This is a genomic window from Pseudomonas sp. SLFW (genome assembly GCF_009905615.1).
Classification (GTDB): domain Bacteria; phylum Pseudomonadota; class Gammaproteobacteria; order Pseudomonadales; family Pseudomonadaceae; genus Aquipseudomonas; species Aquipseudomonas bambusae.
Genome location: NZ_JAAAKW010000005.1, coordinates 228,795 through 242,000 on the forward strand (window position 1 = coordinate 228,795; position 13,206 = coordinate 242,000).

16 protein-coding genes are annotated in these 13,206 nt (G+C 59.5%); 10 read left to right on the forward strand and 6 right to left on the reverse strand.

Annotated elements, in window-relative coordinates; translation table 11 throughout:
* Positions 1-12 precede the first annotated feature (12 nt).
* The gene (locus GVN17_RS11505; protein ID WP_166595381.1) at positions 13-1,125 is read right to left on the reverse strand and encodes a Gfo/Idh/MocA family protein; all 1,113 of its coding nucleotides are present in this window, start codon (positions 1,123-1,125) and stop codon (positions 13-15) included.
* Between the two features lie 262 nt (positions 1,126-1,387).
* Between GVN17_RS11505 and GVN17_RS11510 the strand changes: the two genes are divergently transcribed.
* Complete coding sequence (locus tag GVN17_RS11510) at positions 1,388-2,296, forward strand: LysR family transcriptional regulator (protein ID WP_166595382.1); 909 nt, start codon at positions 1,388-1,390, stop codon at positions 2,294-2,296.
* A gap of 4 nt (positions 2,297-2,300) precedes the next feature.
* On the opposite strand, the gene GVN17_RS11515 is transcribed toward GVN17_RS11510, so the two are convergent.
* Together GVN17_RS11515 and GVN17_RS11520 are read right to left on the reverse strand one after the other, a co-directional pair.
* Positions 2,301-2,618, reverse strand: coding sequence for an EthD family reductase (locus tag GVN17_RS11515; protein ID WP_166595383.1), 318 nt, complete (start codon positions 2,616-2,618; stop codon positions 2,301-2,303).
* A gap of 15 nt (positions 2,619-2,633) precedes the next feature.
* The gene (locus GVN17_RS11520) at positions 2,634-3,527 is read right to left on the reverse strand and encodes an NAD(P)H-binding protein (protein WP_166595384.1); all 894 of its coding nucleotides are present in this window, start codon (positions 3,525-3,527) and stop codon (positions 2,634-2,636) included.
* Between the two features lie 275 nt (positions 3,528-3,802).
* Here GVN17_RS11520 and GVN17_RS11525 point away from each other — a divergent pair, with 275 nt between their 5' ends.
* From GVN17_RS11525 to GVN17_RS11565, 9 genes are all read left to right on the forward strand, one after another.
* Complete coding sequence (locus tag GVN17_RS11525; RefSeq protein ID WP_166595385.1) at positions 3,803-4,915, forward strand: NADH:flavin oxidoreductase/NADH oxidase; 1,113 nt, start codon at positions 3,803-3,805, stop codon at positions 4,913-4,915.
* A gap of 37 nt (positions 4,916-4,952) precedes the next feature.
* Complete coding sequence (locus tag GVN17_RS11530; protein ID WP_166595386.1) at positions 4,953-5,720, forward strand: SDR family NAD(P)-dependent oxidoreductase; 768 nt, start codon at positions 4,953-4,955, stop codon at positions 5,718-5,720.
* 31 nt (positions 5,721-5,751) lie between these two features.
* Complete coding sequence (locus GVN17_RS11535) at positions 5,752-5,991, forward strand: hypothetical protein (protein ID WP_166595387.1); 240 nt, start codon at positions 5,752-5,754, stop codon at positions 5,989-5,991.
* 31 nt (positions 5,992-6,022) lie between these two features.
* A complete protein-coding gene (locus GVN17_RS11540; RefSeq protein WP_256665192.1) occupies positions 6,023-6,448 on the forward strand; it encodes a MarR family winged helix-turn-helix transcriptional regulator in 426 nt (141 codons plus the stop codon).
* Positions 6,449-6,531: 83 nt separating this feature from the next.
* Entirely contained in the window at positions 6,532-7,236 is a 705-nt protein-coding gene (locus GVN17_RS11545; RefSeq protein ID WP_166595389.1) for an SDR family oxidoreductase, read from the forward strand.
* Positions 7,237-7,252: 16 nt separating this feature from the next.
* The gene (locus GVN17_RS11550) at positions 7,253-7,558 is read left to right on the forward strand and encodes a putative quinol monooxygenase (protein ID WP_166595390.1); all 306 of its coding nucleotides are present in this window, start codon (positions 7,253-7,255) and stop codon (positions 7,556-7,558) included.
* 60 nt (positions 7,559-7,618) lie between these two features.
* A complete protein-coding gene (locus GVN17_RS11555) occupies positions 7,619-7,876 on the forward strand; it encodes a hypothetical protein (RefSeq protein WP_166595391.1) in 258 nt (85 codons plus the stop codon).
* A gap of 278 nt (positions 7,877-8,154) precedes the next feature.
* Positions 8,155-9,690 (forward strand): catalase, encoded by a 1,536-nt coding sequence (locus tag GVN17_RS11560; RefSeq protein WP_166595392.1) that lies wholly within the window; start codon positions 8,155-8,157, stop codon positions 9,688-9,690.
* Between the two features lie 61 nt (positions 9,691-9,751).
* Complete coding sequence (locus GVN17_RS11565) at positions 9,752-10,405, forward strand: ankyrin repeat domain-containing protein (protein WP_166595393.1); 654 nt, start codon at positions 9,752-9,754, stop codon at positions 10,403-10,405.
* A gap of 20 nt (positions 10,406-10,425) precedes the next feature.
* Here GVN17_RS11565 and GVN17_RS11570 read toward each other — a convergent pair whose 3' ends face one another.
* The 3 genes from GVN17_RS11570 to GVN17_RS11580 form a co-directional block, all read right to left on the reverse strand.
* A complete protein-coding gene (locus GVN17_RS11570; protein ID WP_166595394.1) occupies positions 10,426-10,896 on the reverse strand; it encodes an Lrp/AsnC family transcriptional regulator in 471 nt (156 codons plus the stop codon).
* Between the two features lie 26 nt (positions 10,897-10,922).
* The gene (locus GVN17_RS11575; RefSeq protein ID WP_166595395.1) at positions 10,923-12,230 is read right to left on the reverse strand and encodes an FAD-binding oxidoreductase; all 1,308 of its coding nucleotides are present in this window, start codon (positions 12,228-12,230) and stop codon (positions 10,923-10,925) included.
* A gap of 80 nt (positions 12,231-12,310) precedes the next feature.
* Positions 12,311-13,150: a transporter substrate-binding domain-containing protein gene (locus tag GVN17_RS11580; RefSeq protein ID WP_166595396.1), complete on the reverse strand. Its 840-nt coding sequence runs from the start codon at positions 13,148-13,150 to the stop codon at positions 12,311-12,313.
* Positions 13,151-13,206: the final 56 nt, after the last annotated feature.

A 13,206-nucleotide genomic window follows, 5' to 3' on the forward strand; every position in this document is an offset into this window, starting at 1 on the left:
AGTGATCAGGATTCAAAGGGCGAGCAGGGAGCGGCGGCCGGTTTGCGACGAGGCCAGCACGCCGTCGAGCAGCTTGTGCATGCGCACGGCGTCGTCGAACGTCGCGGCGGCGTGGGTGCCCTCGGCAAGGTCCTGGGCGTACACGTGGTACAGCTCGGCGAGTTCGAGCACCGAGGACGGCAGGTTTTCAGCCGTTGGAAGGCGCGAGTAGCTGGCGGGGATCGGCAACACCTCCAGCGGCAGGTGATCGCCGTGGGCGCCTTCGATCACATAGTCCTCGCCCACCCCGCCGAACGCCGAAACGTTGGTGATGCGCAAGTCACCTTCGTGACCGGTGATTTCGATCTGCACCCCCGAGCCATTGCGTTTGCCGCCTTCAATGTGAACCGAGAGCAGGGCGCCGTCCTCCAGTTGCCCGGCGAGAACCAGTTGGTCTGGCGCGGTGCCGCTCAATTGCTCACCGGTTTCCTTGATGGTGACGACGTCGAATTGGTTGACCGCCAGCGCGCTGACGTTGACCGGCCAGCCCATGGCGGTGAACAGCATGTCGAGGAAATGGCCGGCGTAGATCGACACCACGCTGGAGAAGTTCTCCACCGGTACGGTCCAGCGCAGGGCGTTCGGGCGCAGCGCCTGGAAGTAATTCATGCTGACGTGGATGCGCACCGAGCGCACTTTGCCAACGTAGCCCTGTTGCAGCAGGTCTTGCAGGTAACGGTTGTGCGGCGCGTGACGGCGCTGCAAACCGACGATGGTGCGCACACCCGCTTGCTTCGCCAGGCAGGCCAGCTCTTGCGAGACCGCGGTGCTGGTGGTCAACGGCCATTCGCAATAGACGTTCTTGCCAGCCGCGATGGCGGCGCGTACCGCCTCTTCGTGTTGAGGGGCAATCGTCAGGACCACCACCAGATCGACGTCGGGGTGATTGACCAGCTCGTCCAGGGATTCGGCTACATGGGGAATGCCCAGGTGGGCAGCGGCGACTTGCGCACTGTCCAGACGTTGGCTGTAAACGGCAGTGATTTCATATTGAGGCAACAGCGAGAGCACGCGAACGTGACCGTGCATGGCCCAGTTGCCAATACCGACCAGGCCGACGCGGATAGGGGAAGCAGTAGGGCGCATGACAGACTCCAGAGATTCACGGGACAGGCTTCGAAGTCTAGGGAGCGCAGGGCAGGGGAAAAACAGGCCGGATATCCGAACATTTCGGACAAAAAAGCTTTAATGGCAAAGGAGCAGAGCCAAAGCCCGTGTAGCGAGGGCACCAGCCTGCGGGGGGATTTCAGCCTTTTTGTCCACTGTGTTCGGAGGCGTGGCCGGTTTTTCCCGGCACGTCGATTGCCTACCCTGTGGGCTTCCTCGCCACATCGCTGGAGGCCCGCCGATGGACCTGTTTTTCGCCATGAAAGTGTTCACCCGCGTGGTGGAATCCAACAGCTTCACGCGGGCGGCTGACACGCTGCACATCCCCAAGGCGTCGGCCACCATCGTCATTCAACAGCTCGAAGCCCACTTGAAGATTCGGCTGTTGCAGCGCACTACCCGCAGCCTCGGACTGACGCCGGACGGGGCGGCGTATTACCAGCGTTGCGTACGAATTCTGGCGGACATCGAAGAGGCGGAACACGCGCTGGTCGCAAAAGCGGACACGCCGCGCGGCACGTTGCGCATCGACATGCCGACGTCTCTGGGCAAGTTGTTGGTACTGCCGGACCTTTATGCCTTCCACCAGCGCTACCCCGACATCGAGCTGATGGCAGGCTTTGGCGACAAGCCGGTGGACCTGATTCAGGACAGCGTCGATTGCGTGATTCGCGTGGGTGAACTGCCGACATCGAACATGGTGGCGCGGCGCATTGGCTTCTATCGACCGGTCACGGTGGCCAGTCCTGATTACCTCGCACGACACGGCATGCCCACGGCGCTGGACGAGCTCAAGACCCACGTCGCGATCAATTTTTTCTGGGGGCGCCACGGCAAGCTGATGAACTTCAGTTTCACCGTCGCAGACCAGGTCGTCGAAACGCTGTTGCAGGGCAACCTGGCCGTGAACGACACCGACGTCTGGATGCAGTCCTGTTTGAGAGGGTTGGGGATCATTCAGGCGCCGCAGTTCATGGCGGCGCCTTATCTGGCGTCCGGGGAGCTGGTGGAAGTATTGAATACCTACGTTCCACCGCCTTTGCCGATTTCAGTCGTCTACCCGCAAAACAGACACCTTGCACCGACGGTCAGGGTGTTTGTCGATTGGATCGCCGAGCTGTTTGCACACCATCCGCTGTTGGTGGAATGAAACGTCAGTCCACTTGCACGACTTCGCTGATCTGATACACCGGCGATGCATTGGTGAAGTTGGCGATGTCGTTTTCCAGTTCCTCGCCGTGGGGCGCAATACCGGCTTGAAACGCTTCGACGGATTCACAATACAGATGGCACAGGCCGACGTATAAGGGCGCGCTGTCCGGTTCCATCCCCGACAGCCCCTTGTCGATGCCGTAGGAGATCAGGTGATCCCCCAATCGCCTCTTCACCAACGGCAGGTGGACGTCGCGATAATAACGGTGATTGAAATGAATCCCGCGTCCGGAGGGGTACATCACGCTGATCTTGATCACGTTGTCGCCTCCCCATCAGCGGCTTTTATAAATCGCGGCGAAACGCTTGGCGAAGGCTTCAATGGACGTGCCACCAAACGGCGCTTTCGTTTCGAAGAAGTGTTCGAACAACAGCCCTTTGTCCAACGTGTCGAACATCTCGACGTAGTCGTTCGCCGCGCCCTTGGCGAACCCGTAGCCCAACAGCACTTGGCGGAAGTCTTCTTTCTCGAACTTCTCCCATTTCAGATCCGGGATGCCGATTTCCTTGCCGATCAGTGCGGCAATTTCATCGGTGCCGGTGATATCGCTGATGACGTACTGGTAGCTGTGGCCCTTGAAGTTCTGGGTGGCCAGCGCCGCTGCGGCGGTACGGGCAATGTCTTCAGGGTCGACGACCGTGAAACGGCCTTGCGGGATGGCGAACATGTTGCCCATGTGCCCGGCCTTTTTGATCAGGTCGATGGACAGCAACAGGTTGCTGTAGAAGTAGCCCGTGCGCAGGCTCAATACGTTCACGCCGGAGCCCAGTGTATTCAGCACATCTTCGGCCAGGCCCATGCCGCTGATGGGGCCGGCATCCGTCTGGCGGTCAGCGCCGTAGCTGCTCAGGAACACCACGTTTTTAACGCCGGTGGCCTCAATGGCGGCCTTGAAGTTATGGGCGTATTCGATGCTTTGTTGCTTCTGGTCCTGCGAGTTCCACATCGGCGGCAGCATCAAGTACACGCCGTCTGCACCCTTCAACGTGTCTTTCAGAAAGGCCACATCTTCCATGTCGCCAATTGCGGCATTCGCGCCTTGTTTGACTAACGCGGCGATGTTGGCAGCGTTGCGGCTGACCACGCTCACGTCATGACCCGCGGCCAGAAGCAGTTCGGTCAGAGGTTTGGAGACATTGCCAGCACTGCCTGTTACGACGAATTTCATATCGAGTATCCCGTAGTGAGAGAAGAACATTGCCGTGTCCACATGGGGGAACACTGCAGGGGTGGGCCGACGATACGGGGCGGATGAACCGGGATAAATCGAGGGGCGCGGTAAACAGAATTCATTTGGGCTAAACAATGCATCAATGGGCCCGTGGGCTGGACGGCAAAGGAATAACAGACAAAAACGCCGAAGTGACCGGACTGCCGCGCCGTTTATTGCGAACAACGCTTCGGACATGCTGAAGGTCATCCACTCTGATCGATGAGGTTCACATGAACGGTCTGTTTTCAGCCTTGCAACTGCGGGGCCTGACGTTGCCCAACCGCATTGTCGTGTCCCCCATGTGCCAATATTGCGCGGCCGATGGCCTGGCGAACTCTTGGCATGTCGCTCACCTCACACAACTGGCCATTTCCGGCGCCGGCATGTTGACCATCGAGTCCACGGCGGTCGAGCCTGACGGGCGCATCACTCCCGGTGACCTTGGACTGTGGAGCGATGACACTGAAGCGGCGCTCGGCACGGTCATTCAGGCGATCCGGGATCATTCGCGGACGCCCGTTGCCCTGCAACTCGCTCACGCCGGGCGCAAGGCGTCGAGTTATGAGCCTTGGCGCGGCGGGCAGCTCATCCCGGTGTCCGAGGGTGGTTGGGAGACCGTCGCACCGTCCGCGATTCCTCATAAAGAAGGTGAAGCTGCGCCGGTCGAGCTGACAAAAGCCGACATCGTGCGTCTTCGCGAAGCCTTCGTCGCCGCCACCCGGCGCGCGGCCCGCTTGGGCGTGGACGCGCTGGAATTGCATGGTGGCCATGGCTACCTGATTCACCAGTTCTTGTCGCCGATCTCTAATCAGCGCACCGACGAATACGGCGGCTCGCTGGAAAACCGCATGCGCTTTCTGCTGGAAGTCTTCGACGCCGTGCGCGACGCCTGGCCGGACGAGCGCCCCCTGGGTGTGAAACTGTCGGCCTCCGATTGGGTGGAAGGCGGGCTGGACATCGACGCGACGGTGACCATTTCTCAAGCCCTGAAGGCACACGGTGCGGACTGGGTGGTGTCGTCGTCGGGCGGCATTTCCCCGCTGCAAAAAATCGCCCCAGCCCCCGGCTATCAGCTGCCGTTTGCCGCTCGGGTGAAGCAAGAAGCCGGGCTCGTTTCCACCGCCGTCGGCCTGATCACCGAACCGCGCCAGGCCGATGAAATCATCCGCTCGGGCGAGGCCGATCTGGTGGCCGTCGCCCGCGCCATGCTCAACGACCCGCGCTGGCCATGGCGAGCGGCCGCCGAGCTGGGCGCCAAGGTGACGGCACCGCCGCAATACTGGCGAGCGCTGCCCCAAGGCCACTCAGACATTTTCGAGCACCTCGTGTTTGGCGCCCGTTGAGTGGGCGTGACACCGCGAATCAACTCTGGAGAATCCTATGAGCAGCTCTGTAAACAACAGCAACGATGGGCCAGTGGCGCTGATCACAGGCGCGCTGGCGGGTATTGGTCGAGCGACGGCCATTGCGTTCGGGCAGGCGGGCTACCGGGTGGTGATCTCGGGGCGTCGCGAAGAAGCCGGGCAAGCGTTGCTCGCGGAACTGGAAGCGCAGGGCGTGCAGGCGATCTTTCAGCGGGCCGATGTCCGTTATGAAAACGAAATCGAACGCCTCGTGGACGTGACCGTCGCCGAGTTTGGCCGACTGGACACCGCCGTCAACAACGCGGGCGTGGACGGGAAATTCGCGTCCATCCTGGAGGTGACGTCCGCCGAATACGAACAGGTGTTCGCCGCCAATGTGCTGGGCACGCTGCTGTCGATGAAGCACGAGATGCGTGTGATGCGGGCGCAAGGGTTTGGCAGCATTGTCAACCTGTCATCGAGTATGGGCATCAAGGGCGCGCCCAATGCTTCTCTTTACGCGGGGAGCAAGCATGCGGTGGAAGGGATCACCAAATCGGTGGCCCTGGAAGCCGCGCCGTTTGGCATTCGGGTCAATGCTGTGGCACCCGGCCCCGTGCAAACCGAGATGTTCGACCGCATCACGGGTGACGAAGCGGGAAGAGAACGCATGATCGACGGCGTGCCCATGAAACGGATCGGCACACCGGAAGAAATCGCCCGCATGATCGTGTTCGTCGCCTCGGGCGCCGTGCCATTCATGACCGGCGAGATCGTGCGCGTGAACGGCGGCAAGACGGCCTGAGTGGCGATGATTTTTAAGCAGGAAATGGTCGATGGCAAAGGCAGAATGGACGGTGCTGGACAGCGTTGAAAATGACGAGCGCAATCGGTGTGTCGATATTTTCGTGCGCACCGATGGTTCATACGGGTTCGAAGAGTTCCGCTTCGATCCCGAGGACGGCCAGTGGATGAAGACTCGTTACTACGCCGATCAGCGTTTTGTGGCGCTGGATCAGGTCTATTCGGAGATTGAGCGCCGAGTGCCCTGGAGCCACGGAAAACAAAGGGGTTGACTGATGTGCATATACACATATGATGGGCGTCATGAAAGAAATTACCGGCCCCGATCTCTGCCATTGCCTTGCCGTCAGGCGCAATGCGAGGTACCTCACTCGACTCTATGACCGACATCTGGCCAGGACCGATCTGTCGATCTCGCAGTTTTCGTTGTTGGCGATGCTCGTCAAACACCCGGAAATCTCCATCTCGGACCTGGCCGAGATCATGGTCATGGAACGCACGACGTTGGTAAGAGCCCTCAAACCGCTTCAAATGTCAGGATTCGTCCTCAGCCGCACGGAAGGGCCACGGTCGGCCTTGCGGCTGTTTCTCTCCGAAGGCGGGAGGGCGAAATTCGAAGAGGCGCTGCCCGATTGGGACGCCGCTCAAGCCGAACTGGAAGCAGAAATGGGCCGGGAGCAAGCGGTGTCGGTTCGGGCGTCGTTATTGGTGGTCGTACCAGAGCTGTGATTTTTTTTGACTCTCTACTGTGTAATTACACACTAACCTCGCGAAGCCGCTGCTTCGCGTTTCTGAATCATCAGGAGCATCCAATGAATATCGCCGGATCAGTCGTGTTTGTGACGGGGGCCAGCCGTGGCCTGGGCCTTGCGCTTGCCAAAGTGGCGTTGGCCCAAGGGGCTTCGAAGGTTTATGCGGGTGTGCGCAACACCGAAGGGTTCGACGTGCCGGGCATCATTCCGGTCAAGGTCGATGTCACCGACGCAGCGTCGGTGCTGGGGGCCGCCGAACAGTGTCAGGACACCACGGTACTGGTGAACAATGCGGGGATTGGCGAGATTCAGGACAGTGCCCTGGCGCCCAACATGATTGAGCTGACTCGGCGCATGATGGACACCAACACCTTCGGCATTGTGCGCACGGCCCAGGCCTTTGCCCCGATTCTCGCGCGCAATGGCGGCGGTGCAATCGTCAACGTGTTGTCGGACGTGACGTGGTTGAGTCGGCCGATGCTCGCTGCTTACGCGGCGTCCAAGTCAGCCGCCTGGAGCGTGACCAACGCGCTGCGCCTCGAACTCACTGGCCAGAAGACTCAGGTCGTTGCCGTGCACGTGGGCTTTGTCGACACCGACCTCGTCAGAGGCTTCGACGTGCCGAAAACCGACCCCCGCGTTGTGGCTGAAGTGGTGTTCGAGGGCGTGAATGGCGGGGCGCTCGAAGTGCTCGTCGACGAAGGCACTCGACTCATCAAGTCCAGCCTGTCACTGCCTGATGCGGTGTATTTCAACCCACAGTGAGCATGAGGAAAAAGGTATGAGCGACGTCCCGTACATTCTGCTGGTGAACGCAACGGTCAAGCCTGAATACCTGACGGAGGTGCTGGAAGCCGCTGCTGTCACGCTGGCACACACGCTCAGAGAGCCGGGCTGTGTGGCGTTTCATCAGACTGCTTATGCGCAGGACCCCACGCATCTGTGTTTCTTTGAATACTTTGCCTCGGAAGCGGCCCATGCCGAACACATGGCGCAGCCCTATACCCAAGCGTTCATGACGCTGCTGGAAGGCAAACTGATGAGCGCACCAGATATGCAGCGACTGACTCTGGCATACGCCGGTTGATGGAGCTGCTTTACCCAGGCAGGCATGACGGGCCTGCTTTCATTGACTGAGGAGGTATTTATGACGATGGGTGCGGTGAGTTCTTCTTCGGGGATCGTGCAACTTCGCACGATCAACCCCAACGAGATGAATAAGGTGATCATGACAACGCCGGATTCATCAGAGCCTCTGAAACTGGACAGCGCAGGCAAGGTGATACCGCCGTCTTCTTCGCTGTTGGCACCACCGTCAGACGCGCAAAAGGCCGCCGCGAAAGCTGAGGATCGACAACATGAAGCATTCGCCCGACTCAAAGTCGAGATGAGCGCCAAGCGTTAAGTTCACGTTTGATTGTTTCGCGCGTTACAGCCACACATTACCTGAGATTCGCCGCTCATCATGTACACGATGAACGGTGAAGTTCTCGGGTATTTGTGTTTGAAGAATCAATCGTCCTGAGCAGTGAAGAGCTGATGCTTCACGGTTAGCCATTCCTGTTTGCGGGGTAAGCGCGTGTTCCATTGTTTTTCCATATGGGGCTGATGATTAAAAGCCAATGGCTGACAACTCCCACACTCACCAGTATTCGGAGGCTATTAATAATAAATGAGGAAATAATGTCCATGAGCCATAATCGTTCTCTCTGGAGCGCCTCCGTGCTCGCTGTTGCCATTGCCGCTTCATCTGCCGTTCATGCAGATCAACTCACGCGAGACAGTGGTGCCCCTGTCGGCGACAATCAAAACTCTCAAACGGCAGGCGATGCCGGTCCCGTATTACTTCAAGACTCCCACTTGATTGAAAAACTGCAGCGGTTTGATCGCGAGCGCATTCCCGAACGCGTCGTTCATGCGAGGGGCACGGGGGCCTTTGGTGACTTCGAGCCGACTGCTGATCTGCATGACCTGACCGTGGCGCAAGTTTTTCAACCGGGCAATAAAACGCCCGTATTCGTCAGGTTTTCCACGGTGATGGGGTATCGGGGATCGCCCGAACAAGCCCGTGATCCCCGCGGTTTCGCCGTGAAGTTCTACACCTCACAAGGTAACTGGGACATGGTCGGCATTAACTGGCCGATCTTTTTTATCCGCGATGCGATCAAATTTCCCGACTTCGTTCATGCCAACAAACCCAGCGCGGTCACCGGCGTACAAGATCCCAACCTGGCGTTTGACTTCTTCGCGCACACGCCAGAAGCCACCAATATGTTGACTCACCTCTATACCGTCGAGGGCATGCCGGATTCCTATCGACACATGGATGGCTCGGCGGTACACGCATTCAAATTCATCAACGCTGATGGCGTGACCCATTATGTGAAGTTTGCCTGGAAGAGCCAGCAGGGCGTTCATGGTTTTGAACCCAAACACATCGGTGGTTCCATTGCGAATGACTGGAACTTGATGACTAATGATTTGTATGGCGCCATCAAAAAAGGTGACTTTCCCAAATGGGATCTCTATGTCCAAGTGCTGACGCCAGGGGAGTTGGGCAAGTTTGATTTCGATGCGCTCGACGACACAAAAGTCTGGACCGGTGTGCCGGAGCGAAAAGTCGGCACGCTGACGCTGAATAAAATTCCGGACAATTATTTTGAATCCACCGAAGAGTCGGCCTTTGCACCGTCACGTTTGGTGCCGGGAATTGAAGCATCCGAAGACCGCATGCTTCAGGGACGCTTGTTCGCGTATGCAGATACCCAAATGTATCGGCTCGGCGCCAACTATCAGCAACTTCCCATCAACGCGCCGAAAACACCTGTCAGCAATAACAGCCAGGACGGTGCCTTGAACGCGAGTGGACGTCAGGGCGAGATCAACTACGAACCGTCGGGCATCAAGGAACTCAGCCAGGACCCTAAATACAAAGATGCAGCGACGCCGGTCAGTGGGGTTACTCAGCAGCGCATGACCCAAAAACCTCGAAACTTCTTCCAGGCCGGCGAGTACTACCGGGGCCTTTCCGAGAAGGACAAAGGCTTCCTGATCGAAGCCTTGAGCGCGGACCTGAACCACGTCACCAACGAGGCCAACAAGTACACGATGCTTTCCTACTTCTATAAGGCGGACGCCGGTTACGGCGGGCAGTTGGCGAAGGCGACCCACGCCGACGTCGAGCGCGTCAAGTCACTCGCAACTCGCCTGCAAGACTGAGTCGGCGTTGAGAACGGCCATCGCGTCGGGTAATGACGCGGTGGTCTTGAGGAGATGATCCATGCACACCTATTCCCGTCGCCGAATCGGCTTCGTTGTTGCTGCACTGGTGCTGTTGGCGGGTCTTTCGTGGGTGGGACTGCGCGTCAGCCACCTGCTTGTGCCCGATTTCTGGCTGCCCTCGACCCCCGAGCACCTGGTCAGTGAGGAACGCCCCGTGCAGGTGAATCCGCATATCTATGATCAGCAATGGTTCGACGCCGCCCGTGCGGGGCGAACCGACATCAGCCAGGCGCTGATCGACGCCGGTTTTCCGGTGAACAGCCAGAGTGGCGAGGGTTACACCGCGCTGGTGTTGGCGACCTACCACGGACAGACCGACGAGGTCAGGTTGTTGCTCGGCGCCACCGCCGACCCTTGTATCCCCGACCACAACGGCAACACCGCGCTGATGGGCGCGTTGTTCAAGGGAGAAATGGCCATGGCGAAGTTGCTGGTTGATCGTTGCGCCATCGATCAGACCAACAACAGCGGCCAAACCGCGCTGGCCTTCGCGGCGCTGTTCGGGCGTCTGGATTTCGTGCCGGTGTTAATCGCACAGGGTGCCGATCTGAACCATCAGGACGCACGGGGCGAAACCGCGCTGAGTATCGTGATGGGGCAGGGCAATGAGATCGCCGCCGCTGCGTTGCGTCGCCGTGGGGCGACGGAATGAAACAACGCGTTCCCGCTCGCTCACTCCATCAGTTTTCGGCTGAATTTGGTTTCCATCACGATGTGAGACGACGTATGCGCGACACCCTTGATCATGTTGATCCGGATCAACTCGGCGTTGAGGTCGCTCAGGGTGGAGGTGGCCAAATGAATGATGAAATCCGATTCCCCCGACACGGCGTACACCGCCTGCACCGCGTCCATTTTGCGCAGGGAAGTCATCACATCGGTGTAGCTCTTGTTGGTGCACGAGGTCATGGTGAAGCAGTTGATGGTCTGTTGGAGACGGTCCTGGTCGATGCGCACGCTGTAGCCGGTAATGACCCCGGCTTTTTCCAGACGGGTGATGCGCTCCTGCACGGACGAGCGCGACACGCCCAGCTTGCGTGCCAACGAGGCGGTGGGTTCCCGGGCGTTGGCTTGCAAAAGGCTGAGCAGTTGTCGGTCTTTGTCGGTCAGGTTGAACAGCGGACCGGGGGTAGGCGCATCCATGAAAACGTCCTTGGCCTTGCTCTGATTCAGGGGTGAGAAACCGCTTTGCGCTGTGACCGGGTTTCCTGAAAGAAATCCATGATCTTCAGCCCGGCGTAAACCGTTTGGGCCGCCGCGGGCCCGAGAGGACCACCGTTCCATTGCAGTCCGTACGCATCGAACAACCGGTAGCGATCGCTTTCGCCGCAAATGGCTTCGGCGATCACGCGTCCGCCAATGGGCGCAGTGTTCATACCATGGCCGCCGAACGAGGTACAAGCCCAGAGCCCCGTGCCCAATGAAGCGATGTGAGGCATCTTGTGCCGGGCATAGCCCATCAGCCCCGACCAGGCTTTATCGATCTTCACCCCTTTCAACTGCGGGTAGACGTCGAGAATATCGGCCGTCAACAACTGCCCCAGGCGCTGTTCATCCTGCAGGTTTTTGGTGGTGATGCGCCCGCCCCAGAGCAAACGATCGCCATCCACGACCCGGTAATAATCGGAGGCCCGGCGATTGTCGCCCACCGCATCGCGGGTGTTCACGGCCGCCGCCAACCCCGACCCAAGGCGTTCGGTCAGTACCGCGTAAGTGGCGATGGGCAGAAAGGCGCCGCGTAGCTTGCCGAACTCGGGGCCGCCATACCCGCCGCAGCAATACACCACATCGCCGCACTCGACGCTGCCCTTATCCGTGATCACCCGATGCCCGCCGTCCCGGCGCTCGACCCGAACCATCGGCGACTGTTCGTAAATCGCGCCGCCGCTGCGTTCAATGAGCCCGGCCAGGCCGAGGCAATAATTCAAGGGGTGAAAATGGAAACCGTGGGTGTCCCGAAGTGCCTGAAAGTAGCGGTCGGTTTTCAGCCGTTCACGTACCGCATCGCGATCCAGGTAGTCGAGATGAAAGTCGAAGTCCGTGGCCATTTTGTCCTGCAGTCGCCGCAGGCTGTCGGCATCGTCGTAGCGGATCACGCTCAGCTTTCCCGTCGTGGGTAAACAGCCGGGCAGGGCGTGTCGGGCGATGGTTTCACGCACGATATCGACCCCTTCCAGCGACAGTTTAAACAGCGCGGCAGCGGTGGTTTTCCCGCAGCGTCGTTCGATGGCCGACATGCCTTCGGACCAACCCTGAAGCACGAAGCCGCCATTGCGCCCTGACGCGCCCCATGCCACTCGGCCAGCGTCGAGCAACGCGACAGTCTTGCCTCGTGTCAGCAGTGCCCAGGCCGTGCTCAACCCTGCCAGCCCTGCGCCGACCACGCAGACATCGGCGGGCACGTTGCCTGACAGCGCAGGCCGCGAGGGCGTGTCCTGCATCGTCGCGGTGTAGTAGTTGTTGTTATAGGTGAACATGAAAACCGTTGTCCTTTTTGCTGGGCGCAGGCGTCCAGGACGCCACGTCGAGGACGGGCGCCTGTACGGTCTGTTGGGGGTTATTGCACTTGCGTGAGGTCGGCGCCGTACCATTTTTCGGACAGCTGCTTCAGCGTTCCGTCGGCTTTCATGTCGGCGACGATCTTGGTCAACGCGCTGTTGAACGCTTCATCGCCCTTGTCGACGGCAATGGCCAGCGGTTCGTAGTAAGCGGGTTTGCCCTCCACGCGCACGATGGGATAGCCGTTCTTGACCGCCGCCACGATGGTGGGCAGGGCGGACAAGGTCGCATTCAGCCGGACGCCATTGCCCATCCGCAGATCATCCAGCGGGCCCATGCTGTCGCCATAGGTTTTCACTTCACCGGGCGTGACGTCGTAGGTGAACGATGGCACGTCCGCCGCGTCGATCTTCAGGCGGCGATTGATGTAATCCTCGGACGTCGTTCCCGCTTCCACGCCAATGATCTTGCCGTTCAGGTCCGCAGCCTGGGTGCCGGCAGCATCCTTGTGCACAGCGAACACGTACGGGGTGTAGTAATAGATGGCCGGGAAATCCAGCACGCGACCGCGCTCGGTGGTCGGGGTCATGGAACCGACGGACAGGTCCCAGCGGTTCGACCAGCGCCCGGCCGTGATGACCCCGTATTCGGGAGTCACGAATTCGGTCTTGCTGCCCAGGCGTTTGCCGATTTCGTTCGCCACGTCGATGTCGAAGCCTTGCAGTGTGTTGTCTGGGCCCAGGAAAGACTGGGGTGGCCAGTTGGCGGCCGTGGCGACCTTGATCACCTTGGTCTGGTGAACCCGGTCGAGGGTCGCGCCTGCCCAGGCGCCTCCGGTGGCCAACATGACGGCAGTGGTGACAGCAGCGGTCGCGAAGAAACGCGTGAACGGGATCATGGGTAAGCTCCTGGTGTCCGAAATGGTTTTTGTTGTTTTCGGTGAACGTTGCAAGG

Coding starts and splice junctions, on each gene's coding strand:
- GVN17_RS11570 (WP_166595394.1), bottom strand. CDS start 10,896: ATGGATGCGCCTACCCCCGGTCCGCTGTTCAACCTGACCGACAAAGAC.
- GVN17_RS11505 (WP_166595381.1), bottom strand. CDS start 1,125: ATGCGCCCTACTGCTTCCCCTATCCGCGTCGGCCTGGTCGGTATTGGC.
- GVN17_RS11535 (WP_166595387.1), top strand. CDS start 5,752: ATGGCAAAGGCAGAATGGACGGTGCTGGACAGCGTTGAAAATGACGAG.
- GVN17_RS11545 (WP_166595389.1), top strand. CDS start 6,532: ATGAATATCGCCGGATCAGTCGTGTTTGTGACGGGGGCCAGCCGTGGC.
- GVN17_RS11550 (WP_166595390.1), top strand. CDS start 7,253: ATGAGCGACGTCCCGTACATTCTGCTGGTGAACGCAACGGTCAAGCCT.
- GVN17_RS11560 (WP_166595392.1), top strand. CDS start 8,155: ATGTCCATGAGCCATAATCGTTCTCTCTGGAGCGCCTCCGTGCTCGCT.
- GVN17_RS11580 (WP_166595396.1), bottom strand. CDS start 13,150: ATGATCCCGTTCACGCGTTTCTTCGCGACCGCTGCTGTCACCACTGCC.
- GVN17_RS11530 (WP_166595386.1), top strand. CDS start 4,953: ATGAGCAGCTCTGTAAACAACAGCAACGATGGGCCAGTGGCGCTGATC.
- GVN17_RS11555 (WP_166595391.1), top strand. CDS start 7,619: ATGACGATGGGTGCGGTGAGTTCTTCTTCGGGGATCGTGCAACTTCGC.
- GVN17_RS11575 (WP_166595395.1), bottom strand. CDS start 12,230: ATGTTCACCTATAACAACAACTACTACACCGCGACGATGCAGGACACG.
- GVN17_RS11540 (WP_256665192.1), top strand. CDS start 6,023: ATGAAAGAAATTACCGGCCCCGATCTCTGCCATTGCCTTGCCGTCAGG.
- GVN17_RS11565 (WP_166595393.1), top strand. CDS start 9,752: ATGCACACCTATTCCCGTCGCCGAATCGGCTTCGTTGTTGCTGCACTG.
- GVN17_RS11525 (WP_166595385.1), top strand. CDS start 3,803: ATGAACGGTCTGTTTTCAGCCTTGCAACTGCGGGGCCTGACGTTGCCC.
- GVN17_RS11520 (WP_166595384.1), bottom strand. CDS start 3,527: ATGAAATTCGTCGTAACAGGCAGTGCTGGCAATGTCTCCAAACCTCTG.
- GVN17_RS11510 (WP_166595382.1), top strand. CDS start 1,388: ATGGACCTGTTTTTCGCCATGAAAGTGTTCACCCGCGTGGTGGAATCC.